The organism is Allobosea sp. 2KB_26 (assembly GCF_052115715.1).
Lineage (GTDB): Bacteria > Pseudomonadota > Alphaproteobacteria > Rhizobiales > Beijerinckiaceae > Allobosea.
The window spans coordinates 556,308-580,781 of record NZ_JBFRHE010000001.1 but is presented as its reverse complement, the minus strand read 5'-3'; the positions used below and the strand labels follow the sequence as shown (position 1 = coordinate 580,781).

The window sequence follows — 24,474 nt, the reverse complement described above, 5'->3', positions numbered from 1 at the left end:
AACTCGGCTTCACGATTATGTAGAGTTCAAGGCGAAACGGGTCATGCAACCAATATGCCGCGGGCGGCGATTTCAGGTAGTTCGATGAACCATTCAACTCAGGCGATAGAGCGGCTGCTGGTCGCGCTGAAGGACGGTCGCACGCGAGCCTTGCCGCCTGTCGAACGCTGGAATCCACCCTATTGCGGCGATATCGACATGCGCATCACTGCGGATGGCACGTGGTTTTACCTCGGAACCCCGATCGGCAGACCGGCGCTGGTCAAGCTTTTCTCCTCGGTGCTGCGTCGCGACGGCAGCGATTATTTCCTGGTGACACCGGTCGAAAAGGTCGGGATCAAGGTCGACGACGCGCCGTTCCAGGCCGTCGAGATGACGGTCGAGGGGAGGGGCGACGAACGCGCCATCGCATTCCGGACGCTGGTTGACGATATCGTGAGCGTGGGCCCGGAGCACGCGATCCGCTTCGTTCGGGATATGAATGGCGGGCTCAAGCCCTATGTCCATATCCGCCGGGATCTCTGGGCCAGGGTGACGCGGGCCCTGACCTATGACCTTCTGGCCCTTGGCGAGATCCGGCTGGTCGATGGCATCGGCATGTTCGGGCTGGCCGTTGCCGGTGCATTCTATCCGGCCGTGTCGGCCAGCGAGATCGAAGGATTCTGATGCAGGCGCTGAAGCTGACGGCGGCAGAGATCGTGGCCCTTGCCGGGGCGCGGCTGCGCCACGAACCGCCGGATCTCGGCGACGTGATCAGCCGGCCACGCGGCGACCACGATCTCCAGCCGGAAGCGATCGAGCCACCGGACGAGGCGGCGGCGATCCAGGCCGCGGTGCTGATCCCGATCGTGCTGCGCGAGGACGGGCCGACCGTGCTGCTGACGCAGCGCGCAGCGGCGTTGCGCAGCCATTCCGCCCAGGTCGCCTTTCCCGGCGGACGCGTCGATGCCGTGGACGGCTCGCCGGTGGTTACGGCGCTGCGCGAGACGGAGGAGGAGATCGGTCTCGCGCGCGAACATGTGCGCGTCGTCGGCTTTCTCGACGCCTATCTCACCGGCACCGGCTACAGGGTCGTGCCTGTCGTGGGGCTGGTCGAGCCGCCATTCGCGCTGACGATCAATCCGCACGAGGTCGACGAAGCCTTCGAAACCCCGCTCGCCTTCCTGATGGATCCAGCCAATCATCGCCGCGAAGGGCGGGAATGGAAGGGGCGCTATCGCACCTACTATGCGATGCCCTTCGGAGATCACTATATCTGGGGTGCAACCGCCGGCATGATCCGTAACCTTTACGAGCGACTCTCCGGCTAGTCTGATTGGATGGCGCGCCCATGCTGCGTTCGGTGACCGAAGAGGTCCTGCTCTTCGTCCTGCCCTTTTGTATCTTCGCAAGCTATCTGATCATCAGGCGGCGGAACCCTTTCGACGTCGAGCACTGGGACGGGCACGTCTTCTGGCTGTCGGTCGTGGGTCTCGTGATCTCGATCGGCTTCGTCGCCTATACCGGTTGGATCGCTCCGCGCAGCCAGGGCGCTTATGTGCCGCCTCATATGGAGAACGGGCAGCTCATCCCTGGCCAGTTCAGATGAGCGAAGCGCAGCGGGCTCGGGTCGGGCGCTTTCTTCAGCAGCCGGCGGTGACGGAGGTGCTGGCTGCGTTCAATGGCGGCGGCGAGGAAACGCGCGTCATCGGCGGGGCTGTCCGGGACCTGCTGCTCGGAGAGCGGCTCGGCGATGTCGATCTGGCGACGACCGCAGTGCCGGAGGAGACGATCCGGCGCGCAGCGGCGGCGGGCTTCAAATCGGTTCCGACGGGAATCGAGCATGGCACGGTGACCATCGTCGCCCATGGCATTCCCTTCGAGACCACGACGCTGCGCCGCGATGTCGAGACCGATGGTCGCCGCGCCAAGGTGGTCTTTGGGCGCGATTTCGCAGAGGACGCGATCAGGCGCGATTTCACGGTCAATGCGCTTGGGCTCGGGCGCGACGGTATCGTTCACGACTATTGCGGAGGGCTTGCCGATCTCGAGGCGCGTCGCATCCGCTTCATCGGCGATGCGAACCTGCGCATTCGCGAGGACTATCTGCGCATCCTGCGCTTCTTCCGTTTTCACGCGCGCTACGGGGAGGGCGCACTGGACGAGACCGGGCTCGCCGCCTGTACTGCCGGCCGGGCCGGGCTCGGCGGGCTTTCGCGTGAGCGGGTGCGAGCGGAACTGCTGAAACTGCTCGTCGCGCCGCGCGCGGCCGAGGCATTGTCGGCGATGATGGGAGCGGGGCTTCTTGTGCCGGTGATCGGTGGCGTGCCCCGGCTTTCGCGCTTCGCGGCGATTGCGGCAGGCGAGCCCGCGGGAACAGTCTATCCGGCTTTCCGGCTCGCGGCGCTGGCGGTTGGCGTGCGCGAGGATGCACTGCGCCTGCGGGACGGGTTGCGGCTATCGAACGAGCAATTCGACCGGATCGAGCGCATCGCACTGGCTCTTGAGGGGCTCTCGGGGCGTGCGACGGAGTGTTCGATCGCCATGCTGCGCCATCTGGCCCATCGCGTCGGCGCGGATGCGGTCGCCGGCGGCCTCGTTCTGCTCACGGCCAACGGGCGTTCTCCGGGGCACTCCGAGGTGCAGGCTGCAATTGCGGAACTCGGACGGACGCCGCCCTTCCTGCCGAGCGGTCGCGATGTACTCAAACGTGGTGTTACCGCCGGGCCGGATGTCGGGCGCGTGCTCGATCAGGCACGGCGCGAGTGGATCGAGGCGGGATGTCCCGGCGAGCGGGCGCAGCAGCTTGTCTTTGTCGAGAGTGCAATCGCGCAACGCTCACGCTGAGAGCGCTCAGGGCCAGCGTACGGTCGGCGGCAGCGAGGAGAGGATCGAGGCGACATTGCCGCCGGTCTTGAGGCCGAAGATCGTGCCCCGGTCATGGAGCAGGTTGAACTCGACATAGCGACCGCGCCGGACCTGCTGTTCGTAACGCTCGGCCTCGGTCCAGGGCTTGCCGATATTGGCCCGCATGATCTGCGGATAGATGTCGAGGAAGGCCTTGCCGACGGCCTGGGTGAAGGCGAGATCGGCCTCAGGCTCGCCGGACCAGACATAATCGTAGAAGATGCCGCCGATGCCACGCGGCTCGCCGCGGTGCTTCAGGAAAAAGTACTCGTCGCACCATTGCTTGAAGCGGGGATAGTCGGCGACTGGGGCGAAACTTTCGCAGGGCGCGCGCATCGCGGCGTGGAAGGCGATGGCGTCGGCGTCATCTTGCGTCCGCCGGTTGTCCAGCACGGGGGTCAGGTCGGCTCCGCCACCGAACCACGGCTTCGTCGTTACCACGAAGCGGGTGTTCATATGCACCGTCGGCGCGTGCGGATTCCAGGGATGGGCGATCAGCGAGATGCCTGTGGCATGGAAGCGCGGATCCTCGGCCGCGCCCGGGATCTGCCCTGCGAATTCGGGCTGAAAGGTGCCATAGACGGTCGAGACATGGACGCCGACCTTCTCGAAGACGCGGCCCTGCATCATCGACATGACGCCGCCCCCGCCTTCGGCGCCATCGTGGTTGCGACGCTGCCAGGGCGTCCGCTCGAAGCGGCCCGGAGTGCTTGCCTCGGGCGGGAAGGGGCCGGTGGCTTCATCCTCCAGCGCCTCGAAGGCCGAGCAAATCTGGTCGCGCAGGGCCTCGAACCAGGCTGTCGCGCGCGGCTTCATGGCCTCCGCGAGGGCGAGGGAGGAGGTCGTGGAGGCGGGGTCAGTCGCTCGGGTGGTCATCGATCCGTTTCCGTTCCGCTCGCCGCGAGGGTCTTCATCCGCGGTGACGAGGGATTTCGCGCCTATCTCGGATAAGCGTCCAGCTGCCGCAAGGCCTCTCCCATAACCACGGCTGCGGCAATTGCGACATTGAGCGAACGCAAACCCGGGCGCATCGGCACATGGACGCTGCCGTCGACGGTTGAGTAGAGCTCGGCGGGAACGCCCGCCGATTCGCGTCCGACGAGCACGATGTCGCCGGGAGCGAAGGCAAAATCGGTATGGGCGGTGGCCCCATCCGTCTCCGCCAGGATCAGCCGGTGGCCACCCGCCAGCCGCCATGCATCGAAGGCCTTGAACGAATCATGCCGGGTGATGGCGGCGCGTTCGAGATAGTCCATGCCCGAACGTCGGAAATGGCGGTCCGAGACATCGAAGGCTGCGGGCTCGATGATGTCGACCGCGATGCCGAGGCAGGCGGCCATGCGAATCATCGTGCCCGAATTCTGCGGGATATCCGGTTGGTAGAGGGCGAGGCGCAACATGCGCTGCTGTCATGCGGTGACGTCATGACATGCGTCAAGCCTCTGGCCGCGACCCGACCGCTGCCCCATATCTCGCCAAGATTTCGTCGTCATGCCGGTCCATGGAGGGCGGTACGCCATGTTCGCCTCCCTGTTCCGTTTCCTTGAAAGCCGCATCGACGTCTTCGCGCCCTTTGACGAGGGCCAGACGCCGCCCAAGGGTGTGTGGCCATTCATGTGGCACCACATCAAGGGCGTGAAGGGCTGGATGGCCCTGATCATGCTCACGGGCCTCGGCTTCAGCGGCATCGAGGCGGCGATGTACCTGATGGTCGGCTGGTTCGTGGATCTGCTGGCGACCCAGTCGCCGGAGACGATCTGGCGCGATCACGGCACGGTGCTGCTCGGCGCGGCCTTCCTGCTCGTCGTGGTCCGCCCGCTGATCTATTTTGCCAATCACGCGATCGTGGACCAGGTTGTGGTGCCGCAGATCACCAATCAGATCCGCTGGCGCAACCATGTCTACACGCTCGGCCATGCGCTCTCCTATTTCCAGAATGATTTCGCGGGGCGGCTTTCCGCGCGCGTGATTCAGGCAGGGCAATCGATCCGCGGCGCGACGATCGAGGTCATCGACGATCTCTGGTACGCGCTGATCTTCGCATCGGTGGCGATCGGCTTCTTCGGCTCGACCAGCCTCTGGCTGGCGCTGCCGGTGATCGTCTGGTTTGCGGCCTATGTCGTGCTGCTGATCTATTTCGTGCCGCGCGCGAAGAAACGCTCCGAGGCGAACTCGCTGGGGCGTTCCTCGACGACCGGACGCATCGTCGATTCCTATACCAATATCCTGACGGTCAAGCTCTTCGCCCGCGCCGATGCCGAGCGCTCGTCGGTCCGCGACTCGCTGTCACGCTGGAACGCCTCCTTCCTGCATTTGTCGCGGCTGATTACTGGTGTCAGCGTCATCCTGCAGACCATGAACAGCCTGCTGGTCGTGACGACGGCGTGGATTTCACTGCATCTCTGGAGCCAGGGCATCATGTCGCCCGGAGCGGTCGCGGCCGCGATCGGCCTCGTGCTGCGGCTGGTGCAGATGTCGAGCTGGCTGATTCATCTCGTGCGCGGCGTGTTCGAGAATATCGGCTCAGTGCAGGAGAGCATGGAGACGATCGCCAAGCCGCATGACCTGACCGATGTGCCGGATGCCATGCCCTTGTCGGTCGGCGAGGGGGCGATCCGCTTCGAGCAGGTCCGCTTCAATTATGGCCGCAATGGCGGTCTGTTCGAGGGGCTCAACCTCGATATCCGCCCGGGCGAGAAGATCGGCCTCGTCGGCCCGTCGGGCGCCGGCAAGTCGACGCTGGTCAATCTGCTCTTGCGGCTCTATCCGCTGGAGGCCGGTCGCATCCTGATCGATGGGCAGGACATCGCCCGTGTGACGCAGGATTCCTTGCGCGCGCAGATCGGCATGGTGACGCAGGATAATTCGCTGCTGCACCGCTCGATCGGCGACAATATCGGGTATGGCCGGATCGACGCGACCGAGGACGAGATCATCGAGGCGGCCAGGAGGGCATCGGCGCATGAGTTCGTCGCGACGCTCAGCGACCAGGATGGCCGCAAGGGGTTCGAATCGCGTGTCGGCGAGCGCGGCGTCAAGCTCTCTGGCGGCCAGCGCCAGCGCATCGCCATCGCCCGCGTGCTGCTCAAGGACGCGCCGATTCTGATCCTGGACGAGGCCACCTCGGCCCTTGATTCCGAGGTCGAGGCGACGATCCAGGAGCAGCTCACGGCGCTCATGCAGGGCAAGACCGTGATCGCGATCGCACACCGGCTCTCGACCATCGCGGCGCTCGATCGGCTGATCGTGCTCGACAAGGGCCGCATCGTCGATCAGGGCAGCCATGCCGAACTCGTCGCGCGCGGCGGCCTCTATGCCCGGCTCTGGGCCCGCCAGTCGGGCGGTTTCCTCGCCGTTGCCGACCCGGAGACGGTCACGGCCTGAGTCCCGCTGAGGGCAGGCCGCGATGCACATTGCCGCCGCCCGGAACAGTAGACTTCGTCCAAAGTGCATGCCAAAGAGCGCGGCGGCGACGCGCCGCCGCATTGCGGCTGCGAAGGGGCGCACCTATGAGGGGCGTCAGACGATAATTTACAGCCGTTCCAGGCTGGGCGAAGAGCAGAGGAATCGATCGTGGCTCACGCGACCGAGACGACCCAAACCACCCGCCGCGACTTTCTGATGCTGGCGACCGGCGCTGCCGGTGCCGTCGGTCTCGGTGCTGTTGTTGTTCCGCTCGTGAGCCAGTTGGCTCCGGACGCGCAGACCGTTGCTGCTGGTGCGCCGATGGATGTCGATCTCGCCCCGATCGCGGAAGGCCAGGCCATCAAGCTGTTCTGGCGCGGCAAGCTGATCTTCGTGCGTCATCGCACCAAGAAGGAGATCGACGAGGCGCGTGCGGTCAATGTCGCGACTTTGCCCGATCCGCAGACCGACCAGGCCCGCGTCAAGGAAGGCCACGAGCAGTTCCTCATCGTTTACGGCAATTGCACCCATCTCGGTTGCGTGCCGCTCGGCAATTCTCCCGGCGATCCGAAGGGCGACTATGATGGCTGGTTCTGCCCGTGCCACGGTTCGCACTACGATTCGTCCGGCCGCATCCGCAAGGGGCCCGCGCCGCTCAACCTGCCGATCCCGCCCTATGCGTTCAACGCAGATACGAAGATCCGAATCGGCTGAGCTATGCGCTTCTCCATGATTTCCAATGATACCGAGAAAGCCTTGAGGCATTCGTCATGAGTGGTCATAGCACCTACGTTCCGAAGACCGGCTTTGAACGCTGGCTCGATGCCCGTCTGCCGATCGTTCGCCTCATGCACGATTCGGCCGTGTCCTACCCGGTTCCACGCAACCTGAACTACCTTTGGACCTTCGGTGGCATCCTGGTGTTCATGCTCGTCGCGCAGATCGTGACGGGCGTCATCCTGGCGATGCACTACACGCCGCATGCGACCATGGCCTTCAACTCCGTCGAGCACATCATGCGCGACGTGAACTTCGGCTGGCTGCTGCGTTACCTGCACTCCAACGGCGCCTCGATGTTCTTCGTCGCCGTCTATGTCCACATCTTCCGCGGCCTCTACTACGGTTCGTACAAGGCTCCGCGAGAGGTGCTCTGGATCCTCGGCGTCGTCATCTTCCTGCTGATGATGGCCACCGCCTTCATGGGCTACGTGCTGCCCTGGGGTCAGATGTCCTTCTGGGGCGCCACCGTCATCACCAACCTGTTCTCGGCCCTGCCGGTGGTTGGCGAGACGATCGTGACCTTCCTGTGGGGCGGCTATTCCGTCGACAACCCGACGCTGAACCGCTTCTTCTCGCTGCACTATCTGCTGCCGTTCATGATCTTCGGCGTCGTGATCCTCCACATCTGGGCTCTGCACGTCGTCGGACAGAACAACCCGACCGGCGTCGAGGTGAAGAACGTCCAGAAGGACACCGTGCCGTTCACGCCCTACGCGACCATCAAAGACATCTTCGGGATGGTCTGCTTCATCTTCGTGTTCGCCTATTTCGTGTTCTATCAGCCGAACTTCATGGGCCATGCCGACAACTACATTCCGGCCAACCCGGCGGTGACGCCGACGCATATCGTGCCTGAGTGGTACTTCCTGCCGTTCTACGCGATCCTGCGCGCCATCCCCGACAAGCTCGGCGGCGTCCTGGCGATGTTCGCGGCAATCGCGGTGCTGGCCTTCCTGCCCTGGCTCGACACCTCCAAGGTGAAGTCGATGAGATACCGGCCGGTCGCCAGGGTCCTGTTCTGGGCGTTCCTCGTGGTCTGCATCGTGCTCGGCTATCTCGGCGCCATGCCTGCCGAAGAGCCTTTCGTGACCTACTCGCGGATCTTCACCGCGCTGTATTTCGGCTACTTCATCTCGCTTGTGCTGGTCGGCATCTTCGAGAAGCCGGCGAAGCTGCCGAACTCGATCGCTGACTCCGTGCTGGCCAATACCAAGGGTGGCTCGGGCGCGAGCCTTGCGGCTGCCACCGCTTCCGAACCGAACGCCAAGGGCTGACGAAAGATGAGCACCACCCCGTTTCGCCTTGCCCTGGCGGGGCTCAGCTTCGGCCTTGCCCTCACTGCCAATGCGCTGACGGCTCAGGCCGCCGGCGACCGTGTGATCCCGCCGCAGCAGAGCTGGTCATTCTCGGGTCCGGTCGGCAAGTTCGACCGTGCCCAGCTCCAGCGGGGCTTCAAGGTCGTCAAGGAGGTTTGCGCCAGCTGCCACGCGATGAGCCTGATCCCGATGCGGACGCTGTCGCAGCCCGGTGGTCCGGAGTTCACGCCCGGGCAGGTCACCGCGCTGGCCGCGACCTATCAGATCAAGGACGGCCCGAACGATCAGGGCGAGATGTTCGATCGTCCCGGCCGCCCTGCCGACCGTTTCCCGTCGCCGTTCCCGAACGAGCAGGCGGCGCGGGCCGCCAATGGCGGCGCCTACCCGCCAGACCTCTCGGTCCTGGCCAAGGCGCGCACCTATGAGCGCGGGTTCCCGCAGTTCATCATCGACATCTTCTCCCAGTATCAGGAGCAGGGGCCGGACTACATCGCGGCGCTGTTGGCCGGGTACAAGGAGCCGCCGCAGGGCTTCCCGCCGCTGCTGCCGGGCCAGAACTACAACACCTATATGCCGGGCCACCTCATCGCGATGCCGCAGCCGCTCCAGGACGGGCAGGTCGAGTATCCGAAGGGACCGGACGGCAAGTCGCCGGTTCCGGAGACCGTGGCGCAGTATGGCAAGGACGTCGCGGCCTTCATGGTCTGGATGGCTGAGCCGCATCTCGAGGCGCGCAAGCGCATCGGCATGCAGGTCATGCTGTTCCTCATCTTCTTCGGCGGTCTGCTCTACTACACCAAGAAGAAGGTCTGGTCGCGCATGCCGGATGGCTCAACCGCGCACTGACCTCTACCAGGAATGGGAAAGGCCCCGGAAACGGGGCCTTTTTCGTTTGGCCTTGCGCGGCTGCGGCTGCGCAGCGCCTTTGTACGGCCGTCACAGAAGCCTGCTCCTGTCCGGCCAAACTGAAAGGAAACGATCATGAGCGAAGCTGTGCTCGGAATCATCGGTGGGTCGGGCATCTACGACCTGCCGGGCCTGACCGATCTGCGCGAAGAGCGTGTCACTAGTCCCTGGGGCGAACCCTCGGACATCCTGCGCATCGGCCGCATCGGCCAAACCAAGATCGTCTTCCTGCCGCGCCATGGTCGTGGTCACGTCTTGCCGCCCTCCGAGATCAATTACCGCGCCAATATCGACGTGATGAAGCGCGCGGGCGTCACCGATCTCGTCTCGCTCTCAGCTTGCGGGTCCTATAAATCCGAGCTCTATCCCGGCCTGTTCGTGCTGGTCGACCAGTTCATCGACCGCACTGTGCGTCGCGCCAGCTCCTTCTTCGGCAAGGGCTGCGTCGCTCATGTCCCGATGGCGCGCCCGGTCGGTCCGGTGCTGCAGGCACGGCTCGCCGATGCCGCGACGGCCGAGGACCTGCCCTTCGTGCGCGGCGGTACTCTGGTCACCATGGAAGGCCCGCAATTCTCGACCTATGCGGAGTCGCTGACCTATAAGGCGCTCGGCTACGACCTGATCGGCATGACCGCGATGCCTGAGGCCAAGCTCGCCCGCGAGGCCGAGATCACCTATGCGACCGTCGCAATGGTGACGGATTTCGACTGCTGGCATCCCGAGCAGTCCTCGGTGGATGTCGCTTCTGTCGTCGCCGTGCTGAAGGACAACGCCGAGAAAGCGCGCCGGCTGGTTGCACGCCTCGCCGCGGATTTCCCTGCCGAGCGCGAGCCATGTCCGGCCGGTTCCCATCACGCACTGGACAGCGCCATCATCACGGCGCGCGAGTTCCGCGACCCGAGCCTGGTGGCAAAGCTCGACGCGGTTGCGGGCAGGGTCCTCTGACGGCAGCCTGAGATCGGGGGGGGGCCGGCCTGGACTGGCGGTTCCCTTCGCGCGGCCGCGGCGCTAAGAGAGCGCGTCGCCACAGCGAGCTGTTTCCGTATGGACCGTGATACCCTCCTCGACCTGAAGAACGCGATCCGCTCCATTCCGGATCACCCGAAGCCGGGCATCATCTTCCGGGACATCACCACCCTGCTCGGCGATGCCCGGGCTTTCCGACGTGCGGTCGACGAGCTCGTCCAGCCTTTCGCCGGGCTGAAGATCGCGAAGATCGCCGGCATCGAGGCGCGCGGCTTCATCCTCGGCGGGGCGGTGGCCCATCAGCTCTCGGCCGGCTTCATCCCGGTGCGCAAGAAGGGCAAGCTGCCGCACGAGACGGTCAGCATCACCTACTCCCTGGAATACGGCACGGACGAGATCGAGGTCCACAAGGACTCGGTCTCGCGGGGCGAGCGCGTCCTTTTGGTCGACGACCTGATTGCGACCGGCGGCACTGCGGAAGGTGCGGTCAACCTGCTGTCCTCGCTTGGCGCCGAGGTTGTGGCGGCCTGCTTCATCATCGATCTGCCGGATCTCGGTGGAGCGGACCGGGTCCGTCGCCTCGGCGTTCCCGTGCGTACGCTCGTCTCCTTCAGCGGACATTGAGCTCATGAAGATCGGCGGCAAGGCCTATCGGACGATCTGGCTTGCACAGGATGGCTGGCGCGTCAGCGTGATCGACCAGACCAAGCTGCCCTTTCGTTTCGAGACTGTCGCGCTCGGCAGCGCCGAGCAGGCCGCCGAGGCGATCCGGAGCATGGTGGTGCGCGGAGCACCGCTGATCGGCGCGACAGCCGCCTATGGCGTCGCCCTGGCCATGCGCGCAGACCCGTCCGGCCAGGCGCTGGAGGCGGCTGTCGCCTTGCTTGGCGCGACCCGTCCGACGGCGGTAAACCTGCACTGGGCGCTGGAACGGGTGAGCAGCAGACTGGCAGGCCTCGATCCAGCTTCGCGCATGGCAGCTGCCTATGACGAGGCCGCTGCGATCTGCGACGAGGATGTCGCGCTGTGCCGCGCGATCGGCGAGCACGGGCTTGGCGTGATCCGCGGCCTTGCGGTGGGCAAGGCTCCGGGTGAGCGCTTCAATATCCTGACCCATTGCAATGCCGGCTGGCTTGCCACGGTTGATTGGGGCACTGCGCTGGCGCCAATCTATCTGGCGCATGATGCCGGCCTGCCCATCCATGTCTGGGTCGACGAGACGCGGCCGCGCAATCAGGGGGCGGCGCTGACGGCTTACGAGCTCGGCGCCCATGGCGTGCCGCATACGGTGGTCAGCGACAATGCCGGCGGGCATCTGATGCAGCGCGGGCAGGTCGACATGGTCATCGTCGGCACCGACCGGACCACCGCGACGGGCGATGTCGCAAACAAGATCGGCACCTATCTCAAGGCGCTGGCCGCGCATGACAACGGCGTGCCCTTCTATGTCGCCTTGCCGTCCCCGACGATCGACTGGCGGCTGTCGGATGGGCTCGGCGAGATCCCCATCGAGGAGCGTTCGGCACGCGAGGTTACCCATCTCGCGGGCCTGGGAGAGGATGGCGAAGTCGGCCAGTTCCGGGTGGTGGCGCCCGGCAGCCCCGCCGCCAATCCCGCCTTCGACGTCACCCCGGCGCGGCTCGTCACCGGCCTCATCACGGAACGTGGCGTTGCCACGGCGAGTTCCGAAGGGCTTGCTCGTCTCTTTCCGGATCTGGCGCGCGGAGCTGCGACATGAGTGAAATGGCGCTTCGCGCAGAGATCGTCGCGGTCGCCCAGGCGATCGACAAGGCTGGGTTCTGCCCTTCGAAATCGGGGAATGTCTCGGCCCGCTTCGAAGGCGGATTGCTGATCACCCCGTCCGGCCTGCCCTATGCCCAGACCAAGCCGGAGGATCTGATCCATCTCTCGCTGGACGGCACTGTCCTGAGTGGCGCGCGCAAGCCCTCGTCGGAATGGCCGTTCCATGTTGAGATCTACCAGGCTCGGCCGGATGCCCAGGCGATCGTGCACACGCATTCGCCGCGCGCCACCGCTCTGTCGTCGGCAAGACGCGGCATTCCGGCCTTCCACTACATGATCGCGCTTTGCGGAGGCTCGGATGTGCGTTGCGCGGAATACGCGACCTTCGGCACCCCTGAGCTTGCCAAGAGCGCCGTGACGGCACTGGAGGGGCGCAAGGCGGTGCTGCTCGCCAATCACGGTGTCATCGCGCTTGGACAGACGCTGGCGGGAGCGCACACGATCGTCGCCGAGGTCGAGAATCTCGCGGGGCAGTATCTCGACCTGCTCGCCTCCGGGTTGGAGCCGGTCATACTTGGCGAGGCCGAGATGGAGCGCGTTTCCGCGAAGTTCTCGGGCTATGGCAAGGTGGGGTGAGAACCCCGGCGCGCTTCGAAGCGCGCCGGGCCATGGTCGGGCTTGCCGCGGCGACGGCGCCTGAGACCTTTCAGATTACCCGGCAGATCAGGCCGGTCTGCGCTCGATGAAGACGCAGCCTTCGAAGCTGAAGACCTCCTCGCCATGCTGGTTCACACCGGCATTACGATGGAAGAACAGGCCCCATTGCGGGCGGCTGGCGCTGGCGCGGGTTTGAATGACGGTCGAGCTATAGGTGATCCTGTCGCCGACAAAGACCGGTTTGGACCAACGCAGATTCTTGAAGCCAGGGGAGGGGCCAAGACGTGGCGCCTTTCCGGGCGTGGCGGCGAGCTGGCGTTTGCGGTGAGCGACCATCGTCGCCATCCAGACCGAGGCCGTATGCCAGCCCGAAGCCGCGAGGCGCCCGAAAGAGCTGCTGCGTGCCGCAGCATCGTCCATGTGGAAGGGCTGCGGATCGAAGGCGCGGGCGAAGGCGACGATTTCCTCAGGTGTGAAGACGAAACTGCCGAGCTCGTGGCTCTCGCCGATTTCGATCTCCTCGAAGAAGCGGGCCGGCTGCGTCTCGCCAGCCGGAATCTCGAGCGGGCTCAGCGCGACCGGCAGCACATAGCGGGGCGGGTGCGCCAGCCAGTCGCCCTTGGGCAGGGCGAAGCCGGAGCCCTTGCGACCGAACATGATCCAGTTGGTCTGCTCGAGAACCGGCTCGTCGCGCTGGTTCAGGAGCTCGAATCGAAACTTCACCAGGCCCATTTCGGGGCGTGAGCGTGATTCCTTGGTTTCAACCACGCTGCGGCGTGCGCTGAGGGCATCACCCGGCAGCACCGGCCGGAGCCATTTGACCTCTTCGATGCCAGGTGCGCCCATCGAGGCGGCGTCCAGGACGAAGTCCTCGGCGAGCAGCCGCATCAGCAGCGAGCAGCTATGCCAGCCGGACGCGATGAGCTGGCCGACGAAGCTCTGCTTCGCGGCCGCCGGATCGGTGTGGAAATCCTGCGCGTCGTAGCGCGAGGCATAGGCGATGATGTCGTCCTGCGAGACGGCGACCCGGCCGCTCTGCTTCACCTCTCCGACGACGAAATCCTCGAAATAGCGCATCGGTCGCTCGCGGTTCGGCTCAGTTGGCGAAGCGGAAATGCAGCACGTCGCCATCGGCGACGACATATTCCTTGCCTTCGAGCCGGAACTTGCCGGCTTCGCGCGCACCGCTCTCGCCCTTGTGGGCGATATAGTCGTCATAAGCGATGGTTTCGGCCCTGATATAGCCCTTCTCGAAATCGGTGTGGATCACGCCGGCGGCGGCGGGGCCCTTGGTGCCGTTCTCGATCGTCCAGGCGCGGGCTTCCTTCGGGCCGACGGTGAAATAGGTAACGAGGTTCAGGAGCGCATAACCGGCGCGAATGACGCGGTTGAGGCCCGGTTCGGCAAGGCCGACAGCGTCGAGATAGTCCTTCTGCTCCTCTGCCGGCAGGACGGCGATCTCGCTCTCGATCTTGGCCGAGACGACGACGGCGACTGCACCTTCCTCGGCGGCGCGGGCCTTCACCTTTTCGGAGAAGCCATTGCCCTTGTCGGCGCTGGCTTCTTCGACATTGCAAACATAGAGCACCGGCTTGGACGAAAGCAGGCCGAGCATCTCGAAGGCCTTGCGTTCCTCGGCGGCGACCTGAACCAGGCGCGCCGGCTTGCCGTCGCGAAGCAGGACGAGGCAGCGATTCATCAGGTCGGCCAGCTCCTTGGCCTCCTTGTCGCCCGACTTCGCCTTTTTCTCCAGCGGCTGCACGCGCTTCTCGAGGCTCTCGAGATCGGCGAGCATCAGCTCGGTCTCGATGGTCTCGATATCGTCGATCGGCGAGATCTTGCCCTCGACATGGGTGATGTCGCCATCCTCGAAGCAGCGTACGACATGGGCGATGGCGTCGCATTCGCGGATATTGGCGAGGAACTGGTTGCCGAGGCCTTCGCCCTTCGAGGCTCCGCGCACGAGCCCGGCGATATCGACGAAGGTCAGGCGCGTCGGGATGATCTCCTTCGAACCGGCAATCGCGGCAAGTTTCTCCAGCCGGTCATCGGGGACCGCGACGTCGCCGACATTCGGCTCGATCGTGCAGAAGGGATAGTTCGCCGCCTGTGCCGCAGCGGTCTGCGTCAGAGCGTTGAACAGGGTCGACTTGCCGACATTCGGCAGGCCGACGATACCGCATTTGAAACCCATGATGGCTGGTCCGTTGCGTCGCCGCCGCAAAGGGGCGGTCGCGAGATGATGATTGGAATGTCCAGGGCCTTATTGGGGTCCGGGCGGCAAAAGACAAGATGGCAGGGGCCAGGGACGGCTCACGCGAACGTGCATGGCGAGGCGCTGCGCGGGAGCGCAGGACTTCGCGAGACGGCCCTCTGTCTGTGCCGGTCCATTCGACGGAGCTCTTCCATGCGCGCTCTCTCTGCCAGTCTCTTCGCGGCAGCTCTCGTCCTGACCAGCAGTATCGTTCAGGCCCAGGCGCCGGCGACACGGGTGCGTGGCACGGTCGAAAAGCTCGAGGGCGCGGCGCTGACCGTGAAGACGCCGAGCGGAGAGGACGTCGCGGTCGCCCTGGCCCCCGGCTATTCGGTTGGCGGTGTGGTCAAGGCGGGCGTCAGCGACATCAAGAAGGGCAGCTTCGTGGGCGTCGGTGCGCGGCCGCAAGCGGATGGCACGCTTCTCGCGGTCCAGGTCCTGATCTTTCCCGAGGCGATGCGCGGGACGGGAGAGGGGCATAGGGCCTGGGGGGTCTTGCCCGACAGCACCATGACGAATGCGACGGTGGCCGAGACGGTTTCGCGCGTCGACGGCGCCAATCTTGTCCTGACCTATCCCGGTGGCGAGCAGAAGGTGACGATCACGCCTGATGCCAACATCATCATGGCCGCCCCCGCCGAAGCGTCCGAGCTGTCGCCGGGTGCACAGGTCGCGTTCACGGCGACGCGCCAGGCCGGCGGCGGTCTTCTTGCCAGCCGCGTCACGATCGCGAAACAGGGCGCCCAGTTGCCGCTGTGATGCATCGGCCCCAAAAGTGGGTTGCGGTTTGCGGGAAAGCCGATGCAACCACAAAGGGCTCGTTCATCGGCCCAGATACGAAACCCGGTCCGATGCACCAGCCTTTCAGTCCTCGGCCTTCTCGCCGAGGCGCTTCACCGCGGCATGGCCGCGCGCGTCCATGAAGAGATGCACCTTGTTCTGGAAGCCGGAATCATCGCCCGCGGCGAGCAGTGCGGCGTAATCGGCGCAGGCTGTGCAGAGATCCTCGACCCAGGGCTGCTCCGCCTTGCCGAAATCATTCAGCACATAGGCATGGACGAGGGCCTTGTCGCCGGGATGGCCGATGCCCATGCGGACGCGGCGATAGTCGTTGCCGATCGCGGCCGTCATCGAGCGCAGGCCGTTGTGGCCGGCATTGCCGCCTCCAAGCTTCACGCGCAGCTTGGCCGGGGCGAGGTCGAGTTCGTCATGGAAGGCGATCACGTCGGCGGGGGCGATCTTGAAGAAGCGAGCCGCCTCGCCGACCGCGCGGCCGGATTCGTTCATGTAGGTCTGCGGTTTGAGCAGGATGACCTTCTCGCTACCGATCGTCGCCTCGCAAGCCTCGCCCTGAAAGCGTGAGCGCCAAGGGGAGGCCCGGTATGTGCGGGCAATGGTCTCGACCGCCATGAAGCCGATATTGTGGCGGTTGCGAGCATAGCGCGCGCCGGGATTGCCGAGACCGGCAAAGATCAGCATGGCAGGTCACTCCGGCAGTGGGGAGGGACACGCGGTCGTGCGCCACCCTCCAAAGCAAGACGGCCGGGAAACCCGGCCGTCCAAGTGGTCTCGCGAAGGCAGCGCCGAAGCGCGGCATCCTCAGGCCTTGGCGGCCTCGGTGCCTTCGGCTGCGCCCTCGACAGCAGCATCCTCGATCACCGACGGCGCCAGGATCGTGACCAGCGTCAGGTTCTCGCGGGTGGTCAGGCTGACGCCTGCCGGCAGCTTGATGTCGTTGACATGGACAGACGTGCCAACGCCCAGGCCAGCGACGGAGACGTCGAGGGCCTCGGGGATGTTCTCAGGCGCGACGTCGATTTCGACGTTGTGCTCGACGATCTGCAGGGTGCCGCCGGACTTCAGGCCGGGGCAGGCCTCCTGATCGACGACGTGGACCGGAACCATGACCTTGATGGTCTGACCGGCGGCGACGCGCAGGAAGTCGACGTGAATCGGGAAATCCTTGACCGGGTCGAGCTGGTAGTCACGCGGAATGACGCGCGTCTTCTTGCCGCCGACATTGATCTCGAAGATCGTGGTCAGGAAGTGGCCGCCATAGATCATCAGGCGGGTCTGGTTGGCGTTGAGCGCGATCGCCTGCGGGGCTTCGCCCGCACCATAGATCACGGCAGGAGTCTGGCCTTGACGACGAACTGCCCGGGCGGCCCCCTTGCCGACCTGGGTGCGCGCCGAAGCCTCGATTTGCTTCACGGCGGTCATGATGATGGTCCTCGTTTTCTTGATAAAGACACGGCCGCCCGATGGCGGCCGTCTTGGTCTCGCGCCCGTGCCTCCAAGGGTGTCAGTCGAGCGCGAGGAGGCTCATAGGCGAAAAAGCGGGAAAGCTCAACCCGGGGAAGGGCGGTTCCGCTCAGGCGGCGACCAGTCCCAGCCGCTCGTCGCGCCGACGCAGCAGATGCATCAGCGGCAGCGCCAGCAGCACCATCCAGGCCTTGCCGATGATCTGGCCCGACAGGAAGTCGAGGCTGCCGAAGGCGAGCCAGAGGAAGACGATGCTGTCGATGACGAGCCCGACAAGGCTGGATGCGATCACGGCCGTGACGAAGCGGCGGCGCTGCAGCGGTGTGTAGACGGCGAAGTCCGCGAGCTCAGAGAGAAGGAAGGCAGCCACCGAGGCGACGACGATCGCCGGCGGTGCCAGGAAGCCGGAGATCGCGGCGCCGACGAAGATCGCGCCCAGCCCGACCTTGGCACCGAGGCGCCGCTGAACGATGTCGCGCAGCACGAGGGCGAGGCCGATCATCAGCACGCCGCTCGGAGCCTTGATGCCCGGGGCGACCGGTACGAGGCAAGGGCCGTTTGGCACGCAGACCGTACCGACATTGCCGAGCATCCAGTTCGCGGCGGGGATGGTGAGCGTGAAAAGGACGAGGGCGACCAGCCCTTCGGTCCAGCGCTGCCGATCAGGAGTCATAGGATGGTCCAGTGTCGTCCGGTGAACAGAGAAAGCCAGCATAGCCCTTCGCCCGCAGTTCACAGGCCGGGCAGGTTCCGCAACCATAGCCCCACGCATGACGCGTCGTCCGGTTGCCGAGATAGCAGCTGTGGCTGTCTTCGACCACCAGATCGAGCAGCGTCTTGCCGCCAAGCTCGCGGGCCAGTGCGAAGGTCTGCGCCTTGTCGCGCCACATCAGCGGCGTGTGCAGCACCAATCGCCGATCGAGCCCGAGATTGAGCGCGACCTGCATCGCCTTGATGGTGTCGTCGCGACAATCGGGATAACCGGAATAATCGGTCTCGCAGACGCCAAGCACGATGTGCCTGCAGTTCCGGCGATAGGCCAGCGCCGCAGCGAAGGTCAGGAAAACCAGGTTCCGTCCCGGCACGAATGTCGTCGGCAACCCGGTATCGGCGAAGGCGATCTCGCTCTCGCGCGTCAGCGCGGTCTCGGAAATCGTGCCAAGCGCAGCGAGGTCGATGATGTGGTCCGGCCCGAGCCGCTCGGCATAGGCCGAGGACAGGGCGGGCAGCTTGTCGCGAATCGCGAGCCGGCAGTCCAGCTCGACGCGGTGGCGCTGGCCGTAATCGAAGCCGACGGTCTCGACCGAGCCGAAGCGGGCAAGGGCCCAGGCCAGCGTGACGGTCGAATCCTGCCCGCCCGAGAACAGGACGAGTGCGCGGCCTCCGCCGGTCGTGGCAGCCGTCATCATGCCATCCCGTTCAGTCGAACAGGCTGGAGACGCTCGATTCGCTCGCGGTGCGCTCGATCGCCTCGCCCATCAGGTTGGCAATGGAAATGACGCGGATGTTGCGCGCCACCTTCACGGCCTCGGTCGGCATGATCGAATCGGTGATCACCAACTCCTTGAGTTTGGAATTGGCGATGCGTGCGACTGCGCCGCCCGACAGCACGCCATGGGTGATGTAGGCGTAGACTTCCCTGGCGCCTTCCGCGAGCAGCGCTTCGGCGGCGTTGCAGAGCGTTCCGCCGGAATCGACGATATCATCAAGCAGGATGCAGGAGCGGCCCTCGACCGAGCCGATGATGTTCATCACCTCGGATTCGCCCGGTCGGTCGCGGCGCTTGTCGACGATGGCAAGCGGAGCGTCGATGCGCTTGGCCAGCGCACGGGCACGGACCACGCCGCCGACATCGGGTGAAACGACCATGGCGTTCTTGTAGTCGAGCCGTTCCTTGATATCGCGCGCCATCAATGGTGCGCCGAACAGGTTGTCGGTCGGGATGTCGAAGAAGCCCTGGATCTGGCCGGCATGGAGATCGAGCGTCAGAACGCGGTCGACGCCGGCATGGGTGATGAGATTGGCGACGAGCTTGGCCGAGATCGGCGTACGGCCCGAGGCACGGCGATCCTGCCGGGCATAGCCGAAATAGGGGATCACCGCGGTGATGCGCCGTGCCGAGGAACGGCGAAGGGCATCCGTGATGATCAACAGCTCCATCAGGTGATCATTGGTAGGGAAGGAGGTCGATTGGATGACGAAGACGTCCTGCCCGCGAACATTCTCCTGGATCTCGACGAAGACTTCCATGTCGGCGAAACGCCGGACCTGGGCCTTGGCAAGAGGGATTTCGAGGGAGGCACAAATCGCTTCGGCGAGCGGCCGGTTGGAGTTTCCGGCGACGACTTTGAACGAAGAGGGCATGCCGTGGCGCACCGTGAGGACTGGCGGGGGCGGGAGTCGTGAGACCGGCTGAATTCGCAGCGCTCATAACAGCGCCATGACAATGAGTCGACCGCTGCACTGCAAAAACAGTGCGCGAATCACGCCTCATCCCACTGCGTTCAGCGGGATGCCCTGCTCAGGAGCGCTTGCCGCTGGTCGCAGCAGCCGTCTTGGTTTTCGCCTTGTCCTTATCCTTGGCACTGTCTGCGGCAGGTTTGTCCGGCACCGGAGCGGTCACGAGGAAACTCGCGATCGCGTCCATCGAATCCGATGCTGCCTTGGCGACGATGGTCTGGTCGATGCTCGACCAGGGGTCGCCGCCGCCGCCGCGCCTGCCGAGGCTCTCGCCCTGCACGCGCTGGGCGCGCTTCTTGCCCTCGTCATAGACGTCCCAGACGAAGGCCAGCGCGGTCTGGCCGTCTTCTGTCGGCTGGGCGGTCAGATAGCCGCGAACCCGGAAGCGCGCGGGTGCATTGCCGGCGACGATCTCCATCTTGCGTTCCGCCGCCGCCTCGCCGAGCAGGCTCGCAAAATTCGTGGTGACCTGGTCGGGCGCACCGGAGATGCTCTGGACCGAGACCGGGACGCCGGGCGCATCGACGCGCGGACGCGCAGCCGTGCTGGTGGTTTCCTGGCAGCCTGCGAGCGCAAGCGCGAGAACTGGCCCCAGAACGAGGCCACTTAAACGACTAAACATGACGCCTCCCGCTTTTTGCGTACGGGTTTGCTGAGGATTCCCTGCGTGACTCTTGTAGGGTCAACGGATCGCGAGGTCCAGATCGGGCAAGTTCAGATTTTCTGCGCCTGTTTCGCCGACGAGATAGGTGCGGCCTAGGCACATCGCGGTCTCGCTCGCCGAATCCATCAGAATCATATGGGCGAACATCACCATGCCCGGAGCGACCGGCCAGTCGTTGTTCTCGTAGAACATCGGCCGGTCCATCCAGCTCGGCGTGAACTTTGCGCCAAGCGAGTAGCCGCAGGCATTGAGCCGGTGGCTGGAAAGACCGTGCTCGTCAAAGACGCGGGCGTGGGCGGCGAAGACATCGCCGGCGGTCCGCCCCGGCTTCAGTTCAGCCTCGCAGGCGAGCAGAGCCGCTTTGGCAACTCCGTGATAGCGCAGATGCAGCGGGCGGGGCTCTCCGACCACGACCGTTCGCATGATCGCAGCATGGTAGTGCCTGTCGACGCCAGCGAATTCGAGCGTGATCTGGTCCTGCGCGTCGAGCGTCCGGCGGCCCGCCTTATAGCGGCAAAGCAGGGCGTCGCGGCCGGAACCGATGATGAATTCGTTGGCCGGATAGTCGCCGCCGCTCGTGAAGATCGCATTGTGCTGTGCGGCCAGGATCTCGCCCTCGTCGGCGCCGGCCCGGATCAGGTCGAGCGCTGCCCTGTCGGCGGCGTCGGAGAGAGCAGCCGCGCGCCGGACACAGGCAATCTCTTCGACCGATTTCACGGCGCGCAGCCGTGTCACGATCGTCGAGCTATCGACGAGATCGCTGACCTCAGCGAAGGCCGCTTCCAGCCTGCGGCCGTTTGCAGCGACGAGACCGTAGGATTCAAATTCCACGCCGATGCGCTTGCCGGCCAGGCCGAGATTCTGTGCCAGCATGAGCAGGTCACGCGCAGGATTTGCGTCGCGGCCATCCTTCCAGATGCGGATATCGGTCAGATTCGAGGTGTGCTGAGCCTGGCGCAAATCGGCAGAACGGGTCAGCAACGCCATCCTGCCATCGGCCCTCACCACAAGGCACTGGAAGAAGCAGAAGCCGAACGTATCGTAGCCCGTCAGCCAGAACATCGATTCCTGCTGGAACAGGAAGAGCGCATCGAGCCGCTCGGCTTGCATGGCTGCCAGCAAGGCCTCGCGCCGGCGGGCGAATTCGGCGGGTGAGAAGTGCAGGGCCATGGCTCGCGAATCCCCTGTGCTGACACGGTCCTCATGTTTAGGCCGGGCTCGCTCGGGCTCAAAGGACGTGGACGATGTGCCGCTGCGATTGCGGGCGAGGCCTTCGTCGCCCATATCAGGCGTGCTATGGAGCGCCGGCATCCGGCCCTGGAGATTGATGATGGCCACGACCTCGAACCGCATACTCGACGACCTCGCTCGTCTGGTCACCGACGCCGCGGGAGCCGCCCAGGGTGTGCGCCGCGAGGTCGAGACAGTCGCCCGCACGCAGATCGACCGCCTCCTGCGCGAGATGGACGTCGTGACACGCGAAGAGTTCGAAGCGGTGCGCGAGATGGCGGTTCTGGCCCGTGAGGAGAATGACAAGCTCGCCGCACGGCTGGCTGCTCTCGAGGCTGCGCGCGACAAGGGCTGAGCCGGCCTGCGTTCCGGCTGTGGACAGCAGCCGGCAGGGATTGAGCCCAGCCCCCGAATCCGCCGAGCCTGCATCAGGTGTTGGGAGCGTCGTCGCGCCTGCGCTATCGTCGAAGGAGAGGTGATTCGCCGGCCGCACCTGTTTGGGGTGCGTTTGGCGGTCAGGAGGCCATGTAGCGGCTTCCGCAGTCTTGTTGCGTCCCGCGCTTCCCCGTCGCCGTGTTCCCGTTCTCGAACGAGCTGGACCCGCATTCCCGCGGGGAGCTGGCAGTTGGACCCTGGGCATGATGGACCTTGACCTGGACGCAGAAGCCGAACGGCCTGCCAATCCTCTCGACCTGATCGAGCGCCTCGCAGCACTCAACAACTGGACGTTCGACCGCGACAGCGATGACGAGCTCTCCGTCGCCGTCACCGGTGGCTGGTCGGATTATCACGTCGCGATCACTTGGCTTTCCGAGGTGGAGGCGCTCCATATCGCCTGTGCCTTCGATCTCAAGGTGCCGGAGCGGCGGCGCGGCGAGGTTCTGCAGCTTGTCAGCCTCGTCAACGAGCAGCTCTGGCTCGGCCATTTCGACCTCTGGAGCTCGGAGAACGTGGTGATGTATCGCCACGCACTCCTTCTTTCAGGCGGTGCGGAGCCGACCGACGAGCAGGCCGCTGCACTGATCAAATCGGCAATCGATGCTTGCGAGCGCTATTTCCAGGCCTTCCACTTCGTGGTCTGGGCCGGCAAGAGCGCGCGCGAGGGGCTCGAGGGCGCGATGCTCGAAACAGTCGGGGAAGCTTGAGCCCCCGGTTTCGTCATGCCCGGGCTTGACCCGGGCATCCCTTGCCGCTTCTGGTCGTGCGACGCCCGGCTGCGGGCTGCGCATGACGCTCCATACCGTTTCTCGTGAGGCCTCCATGTCCCGTTCCCTGCCGCAAACGCTTGTCCTCATTGGTGCGGGCAAGATGGGAGGCGCCATGCTCGAGGGCTGGCTGCGCATCGGCATGGATCCGACCGGGATCACGCTGATCGACCCGAAGCCCTCGGACGAGATCGCGACGCTGGCAGCCGAGAAGGGGATAGCGCTCAACCCCGAGCCGCGCTCGGTGCCGCCGACCGAGGTTCTCGTGCTCGCGACCAAGCCGCAGATGCTCGATACGGCAGCGCCCTCGGTCCAGACGTTCATCCAGCCGCAGACCCTGCTGATTTCCATTCTGGCCGGCAAGACGCTCGGCGACCTCTCGGCGCGGTTGCCCAATGCGACGGCAATCATTCGCGCGATGCCGAACCTGCCGGCTTCCGTGCAGCGCGGCGTCACTGCGGCTGCCGCCGGACGGGGCGTCAGTGCTGATCAACGGGCGATGGCGGATGCGTTGCTCGGCAGCATCGGAAAGGTCGAATGGCTCGCGACCGAGGATCTGATCGACGCGGTCACGGCCGTTTCCGGCTCCGGTCCCGCTTATGTCTTCCATCTCGTCGAGTGTCTGGCGGCGGCTGGCGTCGCAGCTGGGCTTCCGGCCGAGACGGCGGAGCGCTTGGCCCGTGGGACGATCGAGGGAGCAGGGGAGATGCTTTATCAATCGCCGCTGTCGCCGGCGACTTTGCGCCAGAACGTGACCTCGCCCGCCGGAACGACGGCCGCAGCACTCGAAGTGCTGATGGCCGATAATGGGCTGGCGCCGCTGATGCGCCGCGCGGTGGCTGCCGCGAAACGTCGCGCCGAAGAGCTTTCCGGCTGAACGGGCTTTCCTCAGCCGTGATCCAGACCTACCTTTCCGTCATCGCTTTGCGAATGGAGAGGTCCGATGGCCCGCAAACCCGCTTCCCCCAAAGCTGAAAAGCCTGCTGCAGGCGCGCCGCCCGCCGACTCGCGGAAGGCGGTGGTGGACGCGCTCTTCAATCTTGCGGCCGCGCGGCCGTGGGATGAGATCGAGCTCGGCGATATCGCGGCCGAGGCCGGTGTCTCGCTTGCGACATTGCGCAATCTGTTCCCGTCCAAGCTCGCCATTCTCGGCGGGCTGACCCGTATCGTCGACGATGCGGTGCTCGCCGGACAGTCCGACGACCTCGCCGAGGAATCCTATCGCGAGCGGACGTTCGATATCGTCATGCGCCGCCTCGACGCGCTTGCCCCTTACAAGGCTGGCCTGCGGCGCGTGATGCCGGCGTTGCGGCGCGATCCCCTGGCGCTCGCGGCTCTCAATCGCGGTGCGGTCAATTCCTGGCGCTACATGCTGGCCTCGGCGGGGATCCCGACGGAGGACGCGCTGGGAGGGGTGCGCGTGCAGGGCGCGGTGCTGCTGATGGCACGTGTCGCCGATGTCTGGCTCGACGACGACGAGCCGGAACTCTCCCGGACGATGGCTCGTCTCGATCGCGAACTGAAGACTGCGAGCTGGGTGATGTCGCGAGCCGAGGATATCCATCGGCTCACGGCTCCGTTGCGCGGACTTGCCCGTGCCTTCTGCGGGGTGCGCCCGCGGGTTCGTCGCAGGGAGCGCGGTGCCGACGGCCGCCGGGACGAGGATAACGAGGATTTCGCCCCCGCCATCTAGCGGTGCCGCGCCATTAAAATGAGGCGAAAACGGGGCAGAATTAACAA

The 24,474-nt window shown here is 65.3% G+C and carries 28 protein-coding genes; 17 read left to right on the top strand and 11 right to left on the bottom strand.

Translation table 11 applies throughout. From position 1 onward, the window contains the following. Positions 1–84: 84 nt before the first annotated feature. Genes AB4099_RS02885 through AB4099_RS02870 form a run of 4 tightly spaced genes read left to right on the top strand, consistent with a single transcriptional unit; the run spans position 85 to position 2,826 of the window. Positions 85–666, top strand: coding sequence for a DUF1285 domain-containing protein (locus tag AB4099_RS02885; RefSeq protein WP_441476968.1), 582 nt, complete (start codon positions 85–87; stop codon positions 664–666). After that, positions 666–1,310 (top strand): CoA pyrophosphatase, encoded by a 645-nt coding sequence (locus AB4099_RS02880; RefSeq protein WP_441476967.1) that lies wholly within the window; start codon positions 666–668, stop codon positions 1,308–1,310. Before AB4099_RS02885 ends, AB4099_RS02880 begins: the two co-directional genes overlap by 1 nt. Positions 1,311–1,330: 20 nt before the next feature. Continuing rightward, positions 1,331–1,588 (top strand): DUF6111 family protein, encoded by a 258-nt coding sequence (locus tag AB4099_RS02875; protein ID WP_113510855.1) that lies wholly within the window; start codon positions 1,331–1,333, stop codon positions 1,586–1,588. Then, positions 1,585–2,826 carry a CCA tRNA nucleotidyltransferase gene (locus AB4099_RS02870; protein WP_441476966.1) on the top strand — a complete coding sequence of 414 codons (1,242 nt, stop codon included), beginning with the start codon at positions 1,585–1,587 and terminating at the stop codon, positions 2,824–2,826. The genes AB4099_RS02875 and AB4099_RS02870 overlap by 4 nt, the downstream gene beginning before the upstream one ends. Positions 2,827–2,832: 6 nt before the next feature. On the opposite strand, the gene hemF is transcribed toward AB4099_RS02870, so the two are convergent. Further along, positions 2,833–3,702, bottom strand: a complete 870-nt coding sequence (gene hemF, locus AB4099_RS02865; RefSeq protein WP_441477657.1) for an oxygen-dependent coproporphyrinogen oxidase — start codon at positions 3,700–3,702, stop codon at positions 2,833–2,835. Positions 3,703–3,824: 122 nt separating this feature from the next. Then, positions 3,825–4,286, bottom strand: a complete 462-nt coding sequence (locus AB4099_RS02860) for a tRNA (cytidine(34)-2'-O)-methyltransferase (protein WP_441476965.1) — start codon at positions 4,284–4,286, stop codon at positions 3,825–3,827. Between the two features lie 118 nt (positions 4,287–4,404). Between AB4099_RS02860 and AB4099_RS02855 the strand changes: the two genes are divergently transcribed. The 8 genes from AB4099_RS02855 to AB4099_RS02820 all read left to right on the top strand — a co-directional run bounded on the left by AB4099_RS02855 (position 4,405) and on the right by AB4099_RS02820 (position 12,638). Then, positions 4,405–6,270: an ABC transporter ATP-binding protein gene (locus tag AB4099_RS02855; protein WP_441476964.1), complete on the top strand. Its 1,866-nt coding sequence runs from the start codon at positions 4,405–4,407 to the stop codon at positions 6,268–6,270. A gap of 189 nt (positions 6,271–6,459) precedes the next feature. Then, complete coding sequence (gene petA / locus AB4099_RS02850; RefSeq protein WP_441476963.1) at positions 6,460–7,005, top strand: ubiquinol-cytochrome c reductase iron-sulfur subunit; 546 nt, start codon at positions 6,460–6,462, stop codon at positions 7,003–7,005. A 56-nt stretch (positions 7,006–7,061) separates the two neighbouring features. Next, positions 7,062–8,345, top strand: coding sequence for a cytochrome b (locus AB4099_RS02845; RefSeq protein ID WP_113510851.1), 1,284 nt, complete (start codon positions 7,062–7,064; stop codon positions 8,343–8,345). A 6-nt stretch (positions 8,346–8,351) separates the two neighbouring features. Then, positions 8,352–9,233 carry a cytochrome c1 gene (locus tag AB4099_RS02840; RefSeq protein ID WP_113510850.1) on the top strand — a complete coding sequence of 294 codons (882 nt, stop codon included), beginning with the start codon at positions 8,352–8,354 and terminating at the stop codon, positions 9,231–9,233. Between the two features lie 135 nt (positions 9,234–9,368). Next, on the top strand, positions 9,369–10,238 hold the full coding sequence (locus tag AB4099_RS02835; RefSeq protein WP_441476962.1) for an S-methyl-5'-thioadenosine phosphorylase: 870 nt from the start codon (positions 9,369–9,371) through the stop codon (positions 10,236–10,238). 99 nt (positions 10,239–10,337) lie between these two features. Beyond that, a complete protein-coding gene (locus tag AB4099_RS02830; RefSeq protein WP_113510848.1) occupies positions 10,338–10,883 on the top strand; it encodes an adenine phosphoribosyltransferase in 546 nt (181 codons plus the stop codon). Between the two features lie 4 nt (positions 10,884–10,887). Further along, a complete protein-coding gene (mtnA, locus tag AB4099_RS02825; protein WP_441476961.1) occupies positions 10,888–11,997 on the top strand; it encodes an S-methyl-5-thioribose-1-phosphate isomerase in 1,110 nt (369 codons plus the stop codon). Beyond that, the gene (locus AB4099_RS02820) at positions 11,994–12,638 is read left to right on the top strand and encodes a class II aldolase/adducin family protein (RefSeq protein ID WP_113510846.1); all 645 of its coding nucleotides are present in this window, start codon (positions 11,994–11,996) and stop codon (positions 12,636–12,638) included. The genes mtnA and AB4099_RS02820 overlap by 4 nt, the downstream gene beginning before the upstream one ends. 87 nt (positions 12,639–12,725) lie before the next feature. On the opposite strand, the gene AB4099_RS02815 is transcribed toward AB4099_RS02820, so the two are convergent. Both AB4099_RS02815 and ychF read right to left on the bottom strand, forming a co-directional pair. After that, a complete protein-coding gene (locus tag AB4099_RS02815; protein ID WP_441476960.1) occupies positions 12,726–13,736 on the bottom strand; it encodes a MaoC family dehydratase in 1,011 nt (336 codons plus the stop codon). Positions 13,737–13,755: 19 nt separating this feature from the next. Then, a complete protein-coding gene (gene ychF, locus AB4099_RS02810; protein ID WP_113510844.1) occupies positions 13,756–14,853 on the bottom strand; it encodes a redox-regulated ATPase YchF in 1,098 nt (365 codons plus the stop codon). Positions 14,854–15,066: 213 nt separating this feature from the next. On the opposite strand from ychF, the gene AB4099_RS02805 reads away from it, so the two are divergent. Continuing rightward, positions 15,067–15,672, top strand: a complete 606-nt coding sequence (locus AB4099_RS02805) for a hypothetical protein (RefSeq protein WP_441476959.1) — start codon at positions 15,067–15,069, stop codon at positions 15,670–15,672. 105 nt (positions 15,673–15,777) lie between these two features. Here the strand turns inward: AB4099_RS02805 and pth are convergent, their stop codons facing one another. The 7 genes from pth to AB4099_RS02770 form a co-directional block, all read right to left on the bottom strand. Next, positions 15,778–16,392: an aminoacyl-tRNA hydrolase gene (gene pth, locus AB4099_RS02800; protein ID WP_441476958.1), complete on the bottom strand. Its 615-nt coding sequence runs from the start codon at positions 16,390–16,392 to the stop codon at positions 15,778–15,780. Between the two features lie 120 nt (positions 16,393–16,512). After that, the gene (locus AB4099_RS02795; protein ID WP_441476957.1) at positions 16,513–17,133 is read right to left on the bottom strand and encodes a 50S ribosomal protein L25/general stress protein Ctc; all 621 of its coding nucleotides are present in this window, start codon (positions 17,131–17,133) and stop codon (positions 16,513–16,515) included. Positions 17,134–17,284: 151 nt separating this feature from the next. Next, entirely contained in the window at positions 17,285–17,848 is a 564-nt protein-coding gene (locus AB4099_RS02790) for a VUT family protein (protein WP_113510840.1), read from the bottom strand. Next, entirely contained in the window at positions 17,838–18,581 is a 744-nt protein-coding gene (gene queC, locus AB4099_RS02785; protein ID WP_441476956.1) for a 7-cyano-7-deazaguanine synthase QueC, read from the bottom strand. The genes AB4099_RS02790 and queC overlap by 11 nt, the downstream gene beginning before the upstream one ends. Before the next feature lie 13 nt (positions 18,582–18,594). Then, positions 18,595–19,539 carry a ribose-phosphate pyrophosphokinase gene (locus tag AB4099_RS02780; protein WP_069882563.1) on the bottom strand — a complete coding sequence of 315 codons (945 nt, stop codon included), beginning with the start codon at positions 19,537–19,539 and terminating at the stop codon, positions 18,595–18,597. Between the two features lie 157 nt (positions 19,540–19,696). Beyond that, positions 19,697–20,257 carry a hypothetical protein gene (locus AB4099_RS02775; RefSeq protein ID WP_441476955.1) on the bottom strand — a complete coding sequence of 187 codons (561 nt, stop codon included), beginning with the start codon at positions 20,255–20,257 and terminating at the stop codon, positions 19,697–19,699. A 60-nt stretch (positions 20,258–20,317) separates the two neighbouring features. Further along, positions 20,318–21,469 (bottom strand): M24 family metallopeptidase, encoded by a 1,152-nt coding sequence (locus AB4099_RS02770; protein WP_441476954.1) that lies wholly within the window; start codon positions 21,467–21,469, stop codon positions 20,318–20,320. Positions 21,470–21,629: 160 nt separating this feature from the next. On the opposite strand from AB4099_RS02770, the gene AB4099_RS02765 reads away from it, so the two are divergent. From AB4099_RS02765 to AB4099_RS02750, 4 genes are all read left to right on the top strand, one after another. Then, positions 21,630–21,884 carry an accessory factor UbiK family protein gene (locus tag AB4099_RS02765; protein WP_113510836.1) on the top strand — a complete coding sequence of 85 codons (255 nt, stop codon included), beginning with the start codon at positions 21,630–21,632 and terminating at the stop codon, positions 21,882–21,884. Positions 21,885–22,167: 283 nt separating this feature from the next. Beyond that, positions 22,168–22,674, top strand: a complete 507-nt coding sequence (locus AB4099_RS02760; protein ID WP_113510835.1) for a type III secretion system chaperone family protein — start codon at positions 22,168–22,170, stop codon at positions 22,672–22,674. A gap of 115 nt (positions 22,675–22,789) precedes the next feature. Beyond that, positions 22,790–23,611 (top strand): pyrroline-5-carboxylate reductase, encoded by an 822-nt coding sequence (proC, locus tag AB4099_RS02755; RefSeq protein ID WP_441476953.1) that lies wholly within the window; start codon positions 22,790–22,792, stop codon positions 23,609–23,611. A gap of 66 nt (positions 23,612–23,677) precedes the next feature. Further along, positions 23,678–24,427, top strand: a complete 750-nt coding sequence (locus AB4099_RS02750; RefSeq protein WP_113510833.1) for a TetR/AcrR family transcriptional regulator — start codon at positions 23,678–23,680, stop codon at positions 24,425–24,427. Positions 24,428–24,474: the final 47 nt, after the last annotated feature.